Origin of the sequence: uncultured Veillonella sp. (assembly GCF_905209685.1) — a bacterium.
In the GTDB taxonomy this organism is placed as follows: domain Bacteria; phylum Bacillota; class Negativicutes; order Veillonellales; family Veillonellaceae; genus Veillonella.
The window spans coordinates 1-17,711 of the sequence record NZ_CAJLUB010000026.1 but is presented as its reverse complement, the minus strand read 5'-3'; the positions used below and the strand labels follow the sequence as shown (position 1 = coordinate 17,711).

The following is a 17,711-nucleotide window of genomic DNA, read 5'->3' as shown; positions in this document are numbered from 1 at the left end:
TAATAACATATGAAATTTAAACTGGAGGCTGTATGTCTTTATTTGAGTTAGAGAAGAGCATGTCTTTTGATGAATATATAGCGTCCTTTGATACAAAGCGTGTAGAAAAGGTGCGCGGTTTTGTGGATTGGCTTGCCCAGTATCAAGGTAGTCTCGTTCATAATCCTTGGGGCGAGATAAATCCCGATTTAGAGATCGTTACAGATGGTTTTGATGCGGCTCAAGTGCGTCGAGATAATTTGGTAGCCTATTTATTGCCTCGTTTAGGTCGCGCTAAGGTCTTTGTAGTGGCTGAGGCTGTAGGGTATCAAGGGGGACGATTTACAGGTATTGCTATTACTTGTGAGAGAATGCTATTAGATAAGCATAAAACCATTCGTGCGAAGGATGTCACGACTATTCGATTGGAACGCACTAGTTCTCCTACTAGCTCTTTATTAAAAGGAACACAGCAGAAGGATGGCTTTAATGAACCTACTGATACGGTGGTGTGGAGTGCTATCGTAGAAAAAGGTATCGACCCCTATGATACATTGTTGTGGAATATATTCCCTTTCCATCCACATAAGGATGGAAATCCATTGACGAACCGTACACCTACGGAGAGAGAACAACAATTAGGTTGGGAGTACACAAAACGCTTGTTAGATTTACATCTAGAGCTAGGCGGTGTAGAACCTCTTATGCTCGCAGTAGGGCAAAAGTCTGCTGATACAATGGGCAAATTTGGACTGTCTGCTATTGGCTTGCGCCACCCTGCAAACGGTGGGGCTAATCTCTATCGACAAGGGTTTGCAGAGGCTGTAGATACGTATTTAAGATAATATAGTTTGATAAGTTCTTACGTATTCAAGAGCTTGAGCTTTTAAGAGAACATTTTGGAGAGAGCTTTTAAGAGCATGTTTAGAGAGTTTTGGAGAGAAGTTTATGAAACGTTATTGTGATGCTTGCCGTCATTATTGTGATGAGGCGGCTATGTTTTGCCCTACCTGTGGGCAGTATACAGTGGCAACAGAGGTGGAGCGTATCGCGCCAGAAGGCGATGTAATCTATCCTTTCGCCCATTACCAAATGAGTTATAAGGATACATTCCTCTATGTAATGGGAAAAAAGTTTATGGATACGGATGGACGTGCCTCTCGTAGAGAGTTTTTCCAGTTTCTATTGTTGTGGCATATTGCTATTGTCGGCTTGCTAGCAGTATTTTATGGCTTAACAGCCATATTCCATACGGGTCCATATCTAATCGGATTAGCAGGTCTTATCGTTGCTATACTTAGTTTAGTTTCTTTGATGCCTTTGATTGCGCTATCTGTACGACGTCTCCATGATACGGGTAAAAGTAGTGCTACATTATTACTGTTTCTCATTCCCTTTGTAGGGCCACTGATCTTATTAGGCTTATTATGCTTAAAAGGTCAGCCTCAAGACAATCAATACGGTAGTGCATTGCAACATATCGTCATAGATAAGCGCTTGGCATCTATTATGAAAGCATCTCCTACGAGTAGTGCTTTAACAACACGTGTTCTTGTGGGGTTACTTGTTGTAGTAATCTGTGCATTTGGTGCATTTTTACGTGCGATGGGACCCGCTAATGAGGTATTCCCTGACGGATGGTTTACAAACTCCATCGTTGGTGAAGGTAGTGCAGAAGCATCGCGCGCTTCTGTACAGAATTATTTTGATGCCGTAAATAATAAGGACTATGACAAGGCTTTCACCTATATCATTAGCCAAGCTAGTACAAATCCAGTGGAGAAGCAAAAATGGCTAGAGTCCATGAAACAGGCTCCAAAGGTGGATGTAGTGTCCCTAGGTGTTACACGAGTGAGTCGCACAGGGGATTTGAAACGAATTGTCTTTGATGCAAATCTACAAACTACAAAGGTTGGCGCCGGTGTTGTAGAATCCACGCCGATGAAGCGCTATATTTCTGTCATTGAAGAGAATGGTGCTTGGCGTATAGAAGGCTTTTACAAAACTATGCCAGACGATGACAAATAGAATATGATATATCGAAATAGCGTTAACATGGGGGCTACCCTCTTTTGTTAACGCTATTTTTATGTTACAATAACAGTAACGTATGAAAGCGAGGCTTTCATCAAAATCGATCGGATTATATTGCAAAACCCATTAGATTGGAACGAAGAGAACGTACCCGTCGCGGCTGACATGTCTAATGACGGCAATATACTCATTTGCTATGGCAAATGGTCACAACAACACTAGGAACGGCAAAAATTGATAGCGCATTTTTGCGCCCATTTGACGAGACGCTAGTATTTTAGCGCCTTTTTCTTTGTGTGGCCTCCATAGCATAGATCAATTCAAGTGATAGGTGAGAAAAGAAACTATGTTAAATAAAATAATGAACAAAATTTTAGGAGGAACTGTGAATACAACAGATAATCAGGTTACTGCACAAGTGAAAGCAGAACCAACAGTAGCAAAACCTGCTACTCGTACAGCTGCGGCTGAAGGCGAACATAAACAGACTCGCCGCCGTACTAATACACGCCGCCCTGCTGGCGAGGGTCGTACTCGTCAACATGCAGCTGGTGAAGGTGAAGGCACAACACGCCAACGCCGTACAAATACTCGTACAAATGCAAATGGTGGTCGTACTAATACGACACGCCGTACAAATACACGTCGCAATGCTGAGCAAGGTGAAGGTCAAGAACGTACAGAACGTAAACCTCGTCAAACTCGTGCACCACGTGGTGAACGTAGTGAAAATACGCGTAATACGCGCTCTAACAATGGTCGCAATAGTCAAAACCGTAATAACAACCGTCCAAATAATCGCTCTACAAATCGCAACAATCAAGAGGCTCCTGTGGAATTAGTAGGTCGTACACCAAATGGCGCTAATAAGGGTAAATTCCAAATCATCCCTCTTGGCGGTCTTGGTGAAATCGGTAAAAACATGACCATCTTCCAATATGAGGACGAAATCATCGTTCTCGACTCTGGTCTTGCGTTCCCTAGCGAAGACATGCTTGGCGTAGATATCGTTATTCCTGATATGAGCTATATCATCGAGAATAAGGATCGCGTGAAAGCTGTCGTAATTACCCATGGTCACGAGGACCATATTGGTTCCTTGGCATACCTTATGAAAGAAATTAACTGCCCAGTATATGCAACAAATCTCGTTTGTGGTTTGATTGAAGGCAAGTTTAAAGAACATAAGGTATCTCCAAAATGTCTTCGTACTATTGCTGCAGGCGATGAAGTTCAAATTGGTCAAGTGAAGGTTGGTTTTATCCAAACAAACCACTCCATCCCTGACTCCTGTGCTGTGTACTTCGATACACCAATCGGTACTGTACTTCATACAGGGGACTTTAAAATCGACCAAACGCCAGTTGATGGCCGTTTGATGGATATGCACAAATTTGCTGAGCTCGGTAATAAAGGTGTATTGGCCTTGATGTCTGACTCTACAAACGTTGAAAAACCAGGTACTACAGGTTCTGAAAGTTCCGTAGGTCCTGCTATTAAACAAGCTGTAGGCGAAGCGAAAGGCCGCGTTGTATTGGCTACATTCGCATCTAACGTATCCCGTATTCAACAAGCTATTGATGCGGCAGTTATGTATAACCGTAAGGTTGTCGTTATGGGCCGCAGCATGGTAAATGTTACAGAAATCGCTCAAGAACGCGGTTACTTGAACATTCCACCAAATACAATCATCGACGTAGATGTAATGCACAACTACACGGATGATCAAATCATGATCTTAACAACAGGTTCTCAAGGCGAACCGATGGCAGGCTTGTCCCGTATGGCTACTAGCAATCACCGTACTGTAGAATTGGCGCCGAATGATACTGTTATCATCTCTGCTACACCAATTCCTGGTAACGAAGGTGCTGTAGGTAGAACAATCGATAACTTGCTTCGCTTAGGTTGTCATGTAGTATACGGTAAAGATCGTGGTATCCACGTATCTGGTCATGCGAGCCAAGAAGAGCTTAAAACAATGCTTAACCTTGTTCGTCCAGAATACTTCATCCCAGTTCATGGTGAGTACCGTATGTTGCGCCGTCATGGTGAACTCGGTGTTGCTATGGGCGTAGATCCTAAGAAAGTCCTTATCGGCGACAATGGTCAAATCTTTGAGTTCGATAAAGATGGTGGTCGTAAAGCCGGTCGTGTACAAGCTGGTGCTATCTTCGTAGATGGCCTTGGCGTTGGTGACGTAGGTAACATCGTAATCCGCGACCGTCAACAATTGGCTCAAGAAGGTATGGTTATCGTTGTAATGGCGATGGACAAAGCTTCTGGTACAATCGTAGCTGGTCCAGACCTCGTATCTCGTGGCTTCGTATACGTACGCGATGCAGAAGAACTTATGATTGCTGCAGAACACCGCGTAGACCAAGTCCTTGAAGAATGCGAAATGCAACGCATCAAAGATTGGACTACTATTAAGCAAAACGTACGTGACGCATTGGGTAAATTCTTCTATGATAAAACTCGCCGTCGTCCTATGATTTTGCCGATTATTCAAGACGTATAATCAAATACAATATATGAAAGTACCGCACCTCATGGTGTGGTACTTTTAACATGTTAAAAGGAACTATTCGAATCTACCATAAATAGCGGTGCTATCGCATTTGTCTACTACATAGGGTATTTGAAGTTACCTTTTTAAACTGTTATAATTAAAAGATACCAATTAATCTATCTTCTTTTATTTAGAATGGAGATTTATGAAACAAACAAATACAAGAGCGATGGTAGAAACAGCATTTGTATCGGCCATCGTTGTTATGTTAACCATAGTAGGTTCTACGGTTCCTATCCTCAGTTTGTTAGCAACCTTGGTTGCGCCAGCTGGGATCGCAATCATTGGTATCCGTTGGGGCAGCCGATATAGTTGTGCTGCATCAGTGGTAGCATTCGTTCTTGTTTCCCTTTTAGTAGGTCCATTAATGGCAATGGCGACCATCTTGGCATATTCCTTGCCTAGTATCTTCCTCGGTGAAGCTTTCAGAGCCAATTGGTCTTTTGGTAAGCTCATTGTTATACCAGCTATTGCACTTACGTTAACGAGCCTTATAGGGATTCTCGTGTCTGCAGGACTTACATCCTTTGATTTATCTCAGATTAATCATATGATTGATGTAGACCTTAAGAATGCTATTATTGAGTCTGTGAAACAGCAACCTATGACACAAGAGCAAATGAATGAGTATATTAACCGCTTAGATTTTGCTTTTGATCAGGCAAAGCGTATGCTGTTAGCATACTGGTTTGCTGCCAATGTAATCGTAACCTATATTTCAGCTAAGCTTGTATGCTATATTGGTCGTCGTACAAATAGTGTTATGCGTACATTGCCAACGATGGATACATGGCGCATGCCGATTTGGGGTGCTGGTGTATTAGCAGTAGGTATTATCCTTGCTTATGGCGGACAGTATCTAGGCTATGCTAATGGTATCCTTTCCGATGTAGGCCTCAATATTGCCTTATTTGGTGGCATGATATGTGGTCTAAATGGCATTACATGTTTGCTATCCATTATGAAGTCTTATAACTTGGCAGGCATCTTTAAGTTTGCTATTATAGGCTTCTTGTATGTGATGAGTCCTATGGCACTCGTTATATATGGTATTTTAGATATGTTTTTAGATATGCGAGTACGTTTCCAAAAACGTAGCTTGTAACAGAAAGGAGGCCGTTATGAAATCCTTTCAACGAAAATGGGAAGGTTTAGAAGTTACCATTATTACCGTTATCGTATTGTTGTTATTATTGCTGGCCTATTTGAACTGGGCTGTTGCAGTTTTAGCATTAATTATCGTAGTAGCGGCATATTTGGTTAACTACAATACCCTTCATAACCGGCGTCGTTTAGCAAGAGAACAGTTTGGGGCGATGATGAAAAACGTCACACAAGCTTCTAACTTTGCTTTACAAAATTTACCGATGGGCATTGTCCTTGTTAATAAACAAGGCACCTTGGTATGGAATAATAGCGTCTTTGCAGACTGGGTTACAGTAGACTGGAATAAATTCCAAAAAATGTCTGCTCTATTGCCTGGATTCCGTATTGATAAAATCTGGGGCAAATCCGGATATATGACGGAGAAATATGATGAAAGATATTTCCAAATTATCTATAAATTCATCGACCCTCGCGATACGCGACCAGATATTCATAGTGAAGATGAATTGGCCGAACATGCAGTAATGGCTCTGTACTTTAAGGACATTACGGCTCTCGAAAAGGCCCGCATTAAAGCTGAAGAGGATCAGCCTGTATGGGGCATGATTCAAATCGATAATCTCGAAGAATTGACTAAAGGTCTTAGTGACCGTGAGTATACTAGTGTTTGGGCAGATATTAACAATATTATTATGGATGAAATTGACCGCTATGAAGGCTTTATCCGTAACTTCCAAGACGATATGTATACCTTTGCTATTTCTCGTGGCGCCCTTCATGAGATGGAGGAAAATGGCTTTAAAGTGCTTGAACGCATTCGTAAATTGCCTTCTCCTCGTCAAGTGCCAGCTACGATTTCTGTGGGGATTAGCGAGAATGTAGGCTCTGTAAAAGAGGTGTCTAGTCGTGCTCGTGCTGCCTTAGATATCGCATTAGGTCGCGGTGGTGACCAAGTGTGTATTATGGATGGTGAAAGTACCCGCTTCTTCGGTGGCAATACAGCTGGTGTTGAGAAGAATACGCGCGTTCGTGCTCGTGTTGTATCACAAGCTTTACATGAGCTTATGCTCGATTCCGATAAAATTCTTGTAATGGGTCACAAACGTGAAGACTACGATGCATTAGGTGGTATTATCGGTGTTGTAGCCATTGCACGTACCTTGGGTAAAGAATTGCGCATCGTGCTTTCAAAAGAAACGAGCGCCATCGACAAAATGGTGACTGTTCTGAAAGAAGATGAGTTCTGGACGGAACATATTATTACCCCTGATGCAGCAAAAGCATGGGTAGATGCGAATACGCTCACTATCGTATGTGATACGCATCGTCAAGAAATGGTAGCTGCTCAAGAGGCGCTTGAAATTTCTGAACGACGCATCGTTATCGACCATCACCGTCGTGCAGCGGACTTTGTTGAAAATCCATTGCTTACGTATTTGGAACCAACTGCATCATCTACGTCTGAGCTCGTAACAGAGCTTGTACAATATGCAGGTGGTGGCGTAAAACTTTCAAAAGCTGAAGCTACAGGTATTTATGCGGGTATCGTATTGGATACGAAAAACTTTGTTCAACAAACTGGGGCCCGTACCTTTGAAGCGGCTGCATTCTTACGCCGTGCAGGGGCGGATATTGAAAAGGTTAAACAATTATTTATTGAAACCTTCGATTCCATCCAATTGCGTGCTAAAATGGTATTTGAAGCCAGTCGAACTGAAGGGATTGCTATTTCTGTAGCACCGGAAGGTTTGAAGGATATGATGGCATTAGCTGCGCAAAGTGCGGATATGCTCATCAGTAATGAAGATATTGAAGCAGCCTTTGTACTGTATTCCTTGAATGACGGCGGTATCGGCGTTAGCGCTCGATCCAAAGGCAAGGTAAATGTACAGGTTGTAATGGAAGCCTTGGGTGGCGGTGGTCATAGAACCGTGGCTGGTGCGCAACTACAAGGTATGACGATAGAGGAAGCGAAGAAGGCTATTTTAGATCATGCTCTTGAAGCCCTTCATTCCGCAGAGAAAGAGGAGGAAGAACAATGAAAGTAGTATTGTTAGAAGACGTTAAAAAGGTTGGTAAAAAAGGCGAAATCGTTGAAGTTAGCGATGCATATGGCCGTAATGTATTGATCAAAAAAGGTCTTGGCCTTGAAGGTACAGCAACTAACGTAAATAATGCGAAACAAAAGCAAGAATCCATCGCTCACAATAAAGCTGTTGCCAATGACGAAGCTAAAATCTTGGCAGCTCAATTGACTAAGGTTGAAGTAACTGTAAAAGTTCGCATGGGCGAAGAAGGTCGTGTATTCGGTTCCGTTACTGCAAAAGATATTTCCGATGCAGCTAAAGCGCAATACAAAGTAGATATCGATAAAAAGAAAATCGAAATCAAAGAACCATTGAAAACATTAGGCGTACATGACGTACTCGTTCGTGTTCATCCTGAAATTACAAGTACTATCAAGGTTAACGTAGTAGCTGAATAATAGTGTTCACCATGCTCTTTGAGTATGGTGAATTCTTTTATCCATAGTGGTTTTATAAAGGGGATTATCATGGATGTACGCATTCCACCGCATAATTTAGATGCGGAAAAAGCCGTTTTGGGGGCTTTATTAACGAATGGATCCAACTCGGGTGCCGTTGTTGATACAGTGACGAGTATTCTAAAATCTGAAGACTTTTACCGCGATGCGCATCGTATTATTTATGATGCTATCTTAGAAATCGTGCATGCTAACAAGACGGCGGACTTTATCACGGTTGGTGAAGAGCTAGATCGTCGTAAACGTCTCGATGCGGTAGGTGGCCTTGCTTATATTACATCTCTCGCCAATGAATCTGTGTCCTATAATGTAGAGGAACATGCGAAAATCATTAGTGAGAAAGCTCAGTTGCGCCGCCTTATCGATGCAGGGAATAAAATCGTAGGCATGACGTACGCTGGCGAAGATGAGCCAACGGCTATCCTTAACAAGGCGGAACAAATGGTATTGGACGTAAGTGGTCAAACACAGGCCGAATCATCATTTGCTCCTATTGGGGAGGTTGTATTATCTAACTTAGATAAATTAAATGCATTGCAACAGCATGATGGTGCTATTACAGGCGTTCCAACAGGATTTAAAGATGTGGACCATGTCTTCAATGGTCTACAAAAATCTGACCTCATCCTCGTAGCAGCCCGTCCTGCGATGGGGAAAACAGCTTTCACCTTGAATATTGCTCAAAACGTAACGATGTTGTACGACAAGACGGTAGCATTCTTCTCCCTAGAAATGGGCAAGGAACAGCTCGTTGGTCGTATTCTATCCTCCGTGGCAGGTGTAAGCTCTGAAAAATTGCGCCGTGCGAACATGGACCCTACTGACTGGGAAAAGGTTATCGCTGCAGCGGATCGCATGAGCAAATCTAAGCTCTTTATTGATGATACACCAGGCCTTACCGTGCAAGATATGCGCTCTAAATTGCGCCGTCTTAAGGTGGAACATGGTCTCGATCTCGTTATCGTCGACTATATTCAGTTGATGCAAGGCCGCAACTCCGGTAAGGGCAGCGAGAACCGTCAACAAGAGGTATCTGAAATCTCTCGTAACCTCAAATTGATTGCTCGTGAATTTAACGTGCCGCTCATTGCATTATCTCAATTGTCTCGTAGTGTTGAAAGCAGACCAGATAAACGGCCTGTACTATCTGACCTTCGTGAATCTGGTTCTCTTGAACAAGATGCGGATATCGTTATCTTCTTGTACCGCGATAAATATTACGATGAAAACTCCGAAAAAGGGGACAACGCAGAAGTCCTTATTCGTAAGCACCGTAATGGTTCCGTCGGTACCGTGGAACTCCAATTCATTGGGGAATTAACTCAATTTAGAGACGTGGAATTCCGAGACATGGGGCCGGAACAATAATGAAAACTATCGTGGGTGTGCCTATATTGATGGGGCCCCGACTTTATTTCGACAACTTAGTTACAAAAAAGCACCACCTATCTCGTGGCTCCAAACGACACGTAAGTCGCCCCTCGATAGGTGGTGCTCTTTTTGTATTACGTTAGCAAAATAAGCCCCATCAATATATAATAGAACTAGATAGTTTTCATTGTATTGTTGGGAAAGGAGCGCGTGATGAGTAGCGGCATGGAGTTTTTTGTATTTTACTTCTGTTGTGTAGCTCTTTGGTTAATACTTAGTGGGTTGTATTTAATTATCAAACGATTTGTATTACGTCGCAATGGAACTCCGGTAACGATTGTGTCTATACTTCCACGAGTTATAAAGGAAATACCATTAGCTCGTGGTATGGATAAATATATTTATGGTTATGATATTAAGTATATCTTGAATGGTGAGACTCATACTGCTGAAAGTGTAGAGTTTTATATTCCTTTTGGACCAATCGGTGGACCTGTAGTTCTATTTAGTCCGACAGGTGTGCTTGCAAAAAATGGAGAAGTAAGTATAGATAATGTAAGGATAACTATTGTGTATGGCCTTGCTTCAATTGCATTAGGACTAGTGGTATTTTTGGGGATGTTGGATTTCGTTAGATAGAAATAAATAGCTATATTTAATAATGTGTTAAACACATAGGCATCTAACATTAGATTATATATCTAGTGTTAGGTGCTTTTTATTTTCTATAAATTTACCTTTATAATAACAAACATATGTTTGAAAATACTCTGTATTTTTGTTATACTAATCATAGAAATTATTCTTCTTGTAATTCTTATAAACTTCAGGTATTTAGCGGTTTGAGGAGGTGTTTGTATGGGTTCAGCTGATACGGATCGAATGTATATGTGCATTGATTTGAAGAGTTTTTACGCGTCTGTGGAGTGCGCCGATTTGGGGCTGGATCCGTTTACGACGCCTTTGGTGGTGGCCGATGGGTCTCGTGGCAAAGGGGCTATTACATTGGCTATTTCACCGGCCTTAAAAAAGTTAGGTGTTAAGAATCGCAGTCGCCTTTTTGAGATTCCTCCACACATTGAGTATTTGACGGTGAAGCCTCATATGAAGCGGTATATGCAGGTGTCTGCTGAGATTTACGGGGTTTTGCTCAAGTATGTGGCGCCTGAGGATGTGCATGTATACTCTATCGATGAGTATTTTATCGATATTACGCCTTACTTGCCACTCTACAAGAAAACGCCTCGTGAGCTGGCGCAGATGCTACTTGATGCGGTACTAGAGGCGACCAAGATTTATGCTACTGTTGGGATTGGCACGAATTTATTCCTCGCCAAGGTTGCTCTCGATATTCTCGCAAAACATGCGCCTGATTTTATAGGGTATCTTGATGAAAGCCTCTTTAAAGAGAAAATCTGGTATCATCAGCCCTTGACTGACATCTGGCAGATTGGTAACGGCATAGCCAATCGTTTGCACAAGTATGGCGCGTATGATTTGCATGGTATTACCATGGTTCCAGAGGCTAAGCTATATAAGGAATTTGGCGTTAACGCCGAGCTCATCATTGATCATGCTTGGGGCCGTGAACCTTGTACGATTGCAGATATCCATGCATATCGTCCTATTAAGCATTCTATCTCACATAGCCAGATTTTATTGCGTAACTATACGTACGAAGAGGCGTATGTACCTATGCGGGAAATGGTGGAGTCCTTGGTACTAGAGCTTTTACAAATTAAAGGGGTTACGAACCATATTCACGTTCATATCGGCTATGCAGATGAAATGGTGCGCTCCACAGGAGGTTCTAAGAAGCTTAAACAATATACAGATTCTCTGCAGACGTTGACGGCGGCTGTTATTAAATTATATGAGCAGCATTGCCATAAAAATGAGTTTATCCGTCGTATTGGAATAAGCTTTGAGGATTTGGTGAATCGTTCCGCAATCCCTCAAGAGGAGGATTTATTTAGCGCCCTTACGACAGATACAGAGGAAAAGGAGCGACAAGTACAAGAGGCCATGCTATCCATCAAGGAACAGTTCGGTAAAAATTCTATTCTGCGGGCCTCTAGCTTACAAGAGGAAGGGACAATGCGCTTTAGAAATACATTAGTAGGTGGCCATAATGGAGAATAAATAGTGTAATGGATACCATGGCAATTAAACGAAGAACAGCAATTGAAAATAGATTAGTCGCATAAGGAGAGGTATACATTAATGAAACATCGTATGTCTCGTTTACAACGGGCGAAACAATTTATGCCCTTTGCGGCATTGAAGGGCTTTGAGACTTTATTGTCAGCTGTTGCACGGTCTAAGGAGGCACGAGTGGAGCTGTCAGAGGATCAAATAGATGAGTTAAATAAAATTTTACAGACTATACATTGCGGAGAATGGGTACGAATTGTTTACTACAATAAACAAAGATATACAGAGCTTATAGGGGCTGTTGATATGATTAGTGCGCAAATGCAAATTATATCTGTCCAAGGCACAGATATTCCCTTTAGATATATTAAGGAATTGAATCTGTATGATATGACAATATAAAGAGTTGTCTTTATATATGGCTTAAGGGCTAGAGTTAAGGTGTGATTCGGTATACAATGATGAAAAGAGTTGTAATTTAATTATATTCTCGTATAAAACACCCTATATGGTTAGCTGTTATATGACTATATATACTCTTTGTATTGTTTTATGAGAAAGGCGGTGTCTGTAATGCATGAGGTCATATCATTACTTATCAATCGCTATGATTTTTTCCTCCAGTTATTATGGGAGCATATAGAAATTTCAGTATTAGCTTCTGTTATTGCTACCATCATCGGTGGATTATTGGGTGTGTTTATATACGAATATAAACGACTAGCTGTGCCCGTTATGGTAGTAGTTAATTTCCTATATACGATTCCATCTATATCGATGTTAGGCCTTTTGTTGTATGTATCGGGTGTTGGTAATACGACCGCTATCATTGCATTGGTTATCTATGCCTTATTACCGATGGTACGAAATACATTTACTGGTCTTAACCAAATTGAAGAATCTCTGTGTGAAGCGGGAATTGCCTTAGGTCTTACGCGGATTCAACGTTTGTGGAATATAGAGATTCCCTTGGCTATGCCGACTATTATGGCTGGTATACGGACTATGTTCGTTATGACCATTGCCTTGACCGGTATTGCATCCTTTATTGGTGCTGGTGGCTTAGGTGTGGCGATTTATAGGGGGATTACAACGAATCAAAGTACTTTGACGATTGCAGGCAGTCTACTGATTGCCCTATTAGCCATTACCGTTGATGCTCTCTTTTCTCTAGGTGAAAGAGTAACGCGTATTAGCCCTCATATGAAGCGCTATACGATTATATTTGTTTCGATTATGACGATAATTGCGATGGGTATAGGTGGCTGGGCTATGTATTGCCGTCATGTGAAGACCGATGTTATTCATATTGCAACGAAACCTATGACGGAACAGCTTATTTTGGGGAATATTTTAAAAGAATTAATCGAGAAGAAGACTGATTTAACTGTAGAGGTTACAGAAGGTGTAGGTGGTGGTACATCAAATATTCAACCAGCTATGCTTTCCGGCCAATTTGATATATATCCTGAATATACTGGTACGGCTTGGTCTGCTGTGCTAAAACGCACGGATACGTATGATGAAAGTTTATTTAATGAGCTTTCACAGGCCTATAAAGAGAAATATAATTTTGAATGGGTCGGCATGTACGGTTTTAATAATACCTATGGCATAGGGGTGCGTAATGAAATTGCTCAGAGTTATGGCGTAAAAACGTATTCTGATCTTGCTCGTATAGCACCATCCCTAACATTAGGAGGGGAATATGATTTCTTTGGACGTGAGGATGGCTATGCTGGATTACAACGCGTGTATGGCATGAGCTTTAAAGCTACTAAAGATATGGATATAGGGCTAAAATATACGGCTATTGGTCGTGATGAGGTGGATGCAATGCCGATATTCACGACTGATGGTCAATTAAGTATTGCACCGATTACGGTGTTACAAGATGATAAACATTTATATCCATCTTATATGTCTGGTAATGTGGTGCGTAGCGAAGTATTGATTGCTCATCCTGAACTGCGCCCTGTATTAGAAAGTTTGAATCATACGATTACAGATCAAGAGATGGCGAAGATGAATTACGCCGTTGAAACGGAACATCAACTGCCAGCTGATGTAGCACATAAATTCTTGGTAGAACGAAATTTGATTTAAGGTGAATATAGTTAGAACTAAAGTAAATAAAATTTGATATATATTGAATATGATTTTGTATTGACATTTAATCTCCTTTGATGTAATATAAACATATGAACAGATATTCATATAAGTAAAAATATCTGATGAAAAATGTTTAGGAACATATCTAAAAAGATATGGAACAAGATATGTCTAATAAGTATTAGAAATAGACAATAAATTAACTTATAATACAGGAAAGAAGCTTTCACTATTATCAAAGGAGATATCATGGAAGAAACATTATTGCTGAAGGATTTAAACTGTGCGAACTGCGCAGCAAAAATTGAAGATCGCATCCGCAAAATGGATGGTATTGAATCTGCTAACTTCACAGTAGCAACACATCAATTGCGTTTAACTGGTGCTTGGGAAGACCGTGAAGCATTAAAACGCGATATTCAAGATATTTGTGACTCCATCGAAGAGGGCGTAACAGTAGCCGATTACGAGCGTAAATCTAAAGCGGCTATGGATGACCACGGTCATGATCACGATCACGGCAGTGATGCAGTAACAATTGCAGTTATCGTAGCAGGCTTGTTATTCATGGCCTACGAAGGATTGACTACAGTTGTGCCGTCCATCGGCTTGCCAGAGTCTATCGAAACTCCAATTTACTATATTGCCTATATTCTTCTTGCATTCCCAGTATTGCGTATCGCAGGTCGCAATATCTTAAAAGGCCAAGTGTTCGACGAGAACTTCTTGATGTCTATCGCTACATTGGGCGCTATTGCTATCGATGCATTGCCTGAAGCCGTAGGCGTTATCTTGTTCTACCGTATCGGTGAGTTCTTTGAACATAAAGCCACAGATCGTAGCCGTACAGAAATCATGAACGCTGTTGATATGCGTCCACAAGAGGTGCGTGTTGTTGATACATGCTGCGGTGGTGAAATCGTAGTTATGGCTCCTGAAAAGGTTGAGGTAGGCTCGACTATCGAGGTTCGCCCTGGCGATTTGATTCCTCTAGACGGCACAGTGCTTGAAGGTGAAACTCGCGTTAACACAGCTCCTGTAACAGGTGAGCCTGTGCCAGTTCGCGCCGTACCTGGTACTCAACTTATGTCTGGTTGCATCAACGAATCTGGTCGCATTACGATGCGTGTAGATAAGGTTCTTGAAGAATCCATGGTTACTAAAATTCTTGATGCCGTGGAAAATGCAGCATCTTCTAAACCTAAAATCGACCGCTTCATTACGCGTTTTGCTCGCGTGTACACACCAATCGTTGTATTCCTTGCTCTTGCTGTTGCCATTATTCCATCCCTTATTACAGGTGAATGGCATAAATGGATTTACACAGCCTTAACATTCCTCGTTATTTCTTGCCCATGTGCATTGGTGCTTAGCGTGCCACTTGCATTCTTCTCCGGTATTGGCAATGCGTCTAAACACGGTATCTTGCTTAAAGGTGGTCGTGTTATCGAGGCGTTGGCTAATGTAAAAGCAGTAGCTCTTGATAAAACTGGTACCATCACATCTGGTGAGTTCAAAGTTCACAGCGTAGAAACTGTAGGCTCTCATGTAAGTTCCAGTCAATTGTTATCCATGGCGGCAGCTATTGAAGCCGTTTCTACGCATCCAATCGCAACAAGCATTGTGTCTGAAGCAAAAGAACAAGGCATTACTGTAGAGGCTTCCGACTTTGTTCAAGAGTTGGCAGGCGAAGGTATGGTAGGGATGACTGATGGCCAACAAGTTCTTGTTGGTAACCGTCGTCTTATGGAACGCTATGCGGTTCAAGGCTATCCAACAGAAACGGCTGAATATGGCACAGAAGTTCTTGTCGCAGAAGGTAATACATACTTAGGTCGCATCATCATCGCCGATGAAGCTCGCCCAGACTCTGCTGAAGCGATTGCTGATCTTAATGGTCAAGATATTAAAACTGTTATGCTTACAGGTGATGCTGAAGCAAGTGCAAATTACATCGCTAAAGAAACTGGTGTAAGTGCTGTTCGCGCTCAATTGTTGCCTCAAGATAAATTGTCCGTAGTACAAGATATTCGCTCTGAATATGGTCCAACTATGTTCGTAGGGGATGGCATCAACGATGCTCCAGTACTTGCTGGTGCTGATGTTGGTGGCGCCATGGGTAGCGGTGCTGATGCAGCTATCGAAGCGGCAGACGTTGTATTCATGCGTCCGTCCTTGACTGCTATTGCACATATCCTTGACTTGTCCAAAGCGACGTTGCGCGTAGCATGGCAAAACGTAGTATTCGCTATTGCTGTAAAAATCCTTATCATGGCGCTTGGCCTCATGGGCTATGCATCCATGTGGTGGGCAGTATTTGGTGATACTGGCGTATCCATCCTTTGTATCTTGAACTCTATTCGTATCTTGCGCCGTTAATATGGTGAAAGTATCCTTAAAATCAAGATAGAACCATAACAAATGACATTCTTCTAATCTGAAAGATTAGCATATAACAAATAACCTCTATACTGGTGAAAGCTAGTGTAGAGGTTATTTTATTGCTTAGAACAAATTAAATGTATATACATATGTACATCATAAATAGACATAAATTTGTATATGTATATACGACATAAACAAAACTTTCACAATTGAATTGAATAATAGCTATAAAATAGTATATAATTTATTAGATGATTACTATAAGTTCGTTGGAAGGAGGGATAGCATGATCACGGTGTACAAACACATAGAAGAAGAGTTAGTTTCAGATTGCACTGTATCAGATGCCACAAAAGGTTCTTGGGTAAATTTGGTGAACCCAGACCCCGATGAATTATCCCTTATCAATATTTTGACAGAAATTCCAACGGACGTTTTAAAGACCGCCCTCGATATGGAAGAACGTTCTCACGTGGAGTTAGAGGACAATTATATCTTTGTTGTTATCAATATTCCAGTTGTTCGCGGTAACGATATGTACGATACAGTGCCGCTTGGTATCTTCTTGACGCCAGACTTCTTCATTACTATCTGCTTAGAAGAGTCTGAAGTGTTGTATCCATTTATTTCTAATCAGATTTCTACGTTCTATACATACAAAAAGACGCGTTTCTTGTTCCAAATCTTGTATCGCACAGCAACTATGTTCTTGCGCTACTTGCAACAAATCAACCGCCGTACCGACGATATTGAAATTCAATTGCGTCATACTACAAAGAATAAAGACTTCTTCCAATTGTTGGAATTACAGAAATCCATGACATACTTTACATCTGCATTGCGCACGAATGGTACCGTTATGGAACGTCTATTGCGCTTGCGTGGTCATAGTTCCTATAAACATCTTCTCAAGATGTACGAAGAGGATGAGGACTTACTAGAGGACGTTATCATCGAGAATAAACAGGCCATCGAAATGGTTGAAATGTACTCCAATATCTTGATGAACATGATGAACGCCTTCACATCCATTATTTCCAATAACCTTAACTTGGTTATGAAAATGTTGGCGACCCTTACTATTGCTATGGCGGTGCCAACAATCGTATTTAGCTTGTGGGGAACAAACGTGCCATTGCCATTCCAAGAGGATCCGAATGGATTCTATGAGGTTGTAGGCATTGCACTACTTTGCTCTATTATTGCTATTATTGGGATGTGGAAAAAAGACTTGTTCTAATGTTGATTATTAGCTGAATACTCAATTCAATAGTAAGTAGTTGAAACATTACTTTAATAACAAATACACATGAAAAAGCTGGCTTTGAGCCAGCTTTTTTTCTTGTACGATATTACGTTATTGCTTATTATTGGGCCAATCTGATATAATAATACCGTTATGGAGAGGTGTCCGAGTGGTTTAAGGAGCTGGTCTTGAAAACCAGTGACTCC

General features: G+C 41.4%; 13 protein-coding genes. All 13 read left to right on the top strand.

The features are described 5' to 3' along the window. Positions 1-32: 32 nt before the first annotated feature. The 13 genes from QZ055_RS03635 to QZ055_RS03575 all read left to right on the top strand — a co-directional run bounded on the left by QZ055_RS03635 (position 33) and on the right by QZ055_RS03575 (position 17,499). Positions 33-824 (top strand): uracil-DNA glycosylase, encoded by a 792-nt coding sequence (locus QZ055_RS03635; RefSeq protein ID WP_295824702.1) that lies wholly within the window; start codon positions 33-35, stop codon positions 822-824. A gap of 103 nt (positions 825-927) precedes the next feature. Then, positions 928-2,007 (top strand): DUF805 domain-containing protein, encoded by a 1,080-nt coding sequence (locus tag QZ055_RS03630; RefSeq protein ID WP_295824700.1) that lies wholly within the window; start codon positions 928-930, stop codon positions 2,005-2,007. Positions 2,008-2,359: 352 nt separating this feature from the next. Further along, a complete protein-coding gene (locus QZ055_RS03625) occupies positions 2,360-4,534 on the top strand; it encodes a ribonuclease J (protein ID WP_119206778.1) in 2,175 nt (724 codons plus the stop codon). A 196-nt stretch (positions 4,535-4,730) separates the two neighbouring features. Continuing rightward, positions 4,731-5,690 (top strand): DUF2232 domain-containing protein, encoded by a 960-nt coding sequence (locus QZ055_RS03620; protein ID WP_295782298.1) that lies wholly within the window; start codon positions 4,731-4,733, stop codon positions 5,688-5,690. A gap of 16 nt (positions 5,691-5,706) precedes the next feature. Then, positions 5,707-7,734, top strand: coding sequence for a DHH family phosphoesterase (locus tag QZ055_RS03615; RefSeq protein ID WP_295824697.1), 2,028 nt, complete (start codon positions 5,707-5,709; stop codon positions 7,732-7,734). Further along, positions 7,731-8,177, top strand: a complete 447-nt coding sequence (gene rplI / locus QZ055_RS03610) for a 50S ribosomal protein L9 (protein WP_004694699.1) — start codon at positions 7,731-7,733, stop codon at positions 8,175-8,177. The genes QZ055_RS03615 and rplI overlap by 4 nt, the downstream gene beginning before the upstream one ends. 69 nt (positions 8,178-8,246) lie before the next feature. After that, positions 8,247-9,605 carry a replicative DNA helicase gene (dnaB, locus tag QZ055_RS03605; protein WP_295824696.1) on the top strand — a complete coding sequence of 453 codons (1,359 nt, stop codon included), beginning with the start codon at positions 8,247-8,249 and terminating at the stop codon, positions 9,603-9,605. Between the two features lie 216 nt (positions 9,606-9,821). Beyond that, complete coding sequence (locus tag QZ055_RS03600; protein WP_295824694.1) at positions 9,822-10,247, top strand: hypothetical protein; 426 nt, start codon at positions 9,822-9,824, stop codon at positions 10,245-10,247. 219 nt (positions 10,248-10,466) lie between these two features. Further along, entirely contained in the window at positions 10,467-11,750 is a 1,284-nt protein-coding gene (locus QZ055_RS03595) for a DNA repair protein (protein WP_295824692.1), read from the top strand. 81 nt (positions 11,751-11,831) lie between these two features. Further along, entirely contained in the window at positions 11,832-12,164 is a 333-nt protein-coding gene (locus QZ055_RS03590; protein WP_295824690.1) for a YolD-like family protein, read from the top strand. Between the two features lie 171 nt (positions 12,165-12,335). Next, positions 12,336-13,868: a glycine betaine ABC transporter substrate-binding protein gene (locus QZ055_RS03585; RefSeq protein WP_363178694.1), complete on the top strand. Its 1,533-nt coding sequence runs from the start codon at positions 12,336-12,338 to the stop codon at positions 13,866-13,868. A gap of 255 nt (positions 13,869-14,123) precedes the next feature. Then, entirely contained in the window at positions 14,124-16,253 is a 2,130-nt protein-coding gene (locus tag QZ055_RS03580) for a heavy metal translocating P-type ATPase (RefSeq protein ID WP_295824686.1), read from the top strand. Positions 16,254-16,545: 292 nt separating this feature from the next. Then, positions 16,546-17,499 (top strand): magnesium transporter CorA family protein, encoded by a 954-nt coding sequence (locus tag QZ055_RS03575; protein ID WP_295824685.1) that lies wholly within the window; start codon positions 16,546-16,548, stop codon positions 17,497-17,499. The last annotated feature ends 212 nt before the right edge of the window (positions 17,500-17,711 follow it).

Coding starts and splice junctions, on each gene's coding strand:
- QZ055_RS03635 (WP_295824702.1), top strand. CDS start 33: ATGTCTTTATTTGAGTTAGAGAAGAGCATGTCTTTTGATGAATATATA.
- rplI (WP_004694699.1), top strand. CDS start 7,731: ATGAAAGTAGTATTGTTAGAAGACGTTAAAAAGGTTGGTAAAAAAGGC.
- QZ055_RS03620 (WP_295782298.1), top strand. CDS start 4,731: ATGAAACAAACAAATACAAGAGCGATGGTAGAAACAGCATTTGTATCG.
- QZ055_RS03615 (WP_295824697.1), top strand. CDS start 5,707: ATGAAATCCTTTCAACGAAAATGGGAAGGTTTAGAAGTTACCATTATT.
- QZ055_RS03600 (WP_295824694.1), top strand. CDS start 9,822: ATGAGTAGCGGCATGGAGTTTTTTGTATTTTACTTCTGTTGTGTAGCT.
- QZ055_RS03585 (WP_363178694.1), top strand. CDS start 12,336: ATGCATGAGGTCATATCATTACTTATCAATCGCTATGATTTTTTCCTC.
- QZ055_RS03590 (WP_295824690.1), top strand. CDS start 11,832: ATGAAACATCGTATGTCTCGTTTACAACGGGCGAAACAATTTATGCCC.
- dnaB (WP_295824696.1), top strand. CDS start 8,247: ATGGATGTACGCATTCCACCGCATAATTTAGATGCGGAAAAAGCCGTT.
- QZ055_RS03595 (WP_295824692.1), top strand. CDS start 10,467: ATGGGTTCAGCTGATACGGATCGAATGTATATGTGCATTGATTTGAAG.
- QZ055_RS03575 (WP_295824685.1), top strand. CDS start 16,546: ATGATCACGGTGTACAAACACATAGAAGAAGAGTTAGTTTCAGATTGC.
- QZ055_RS03630 (WP_295824700.1), top strand. CDS start 928: ATGAAACGTTATTGTGATGCTTGCCGTCATTATTGTGATGAGGCGGCT.
- QZ055_RS03625 (WP_119206778.1), top strand. CDS start 2,360: ATGTTAAATAAAATAATGAACAAAATTTTAGGAGGAACTGTGAATACA.
- QZ055_RS03580 (WP_295824686.1), top strand. CDS start 14,124: ATGGAAGAAACATTATTGCTGAAGGATTTAAACTGTGCGAACTGCGCA.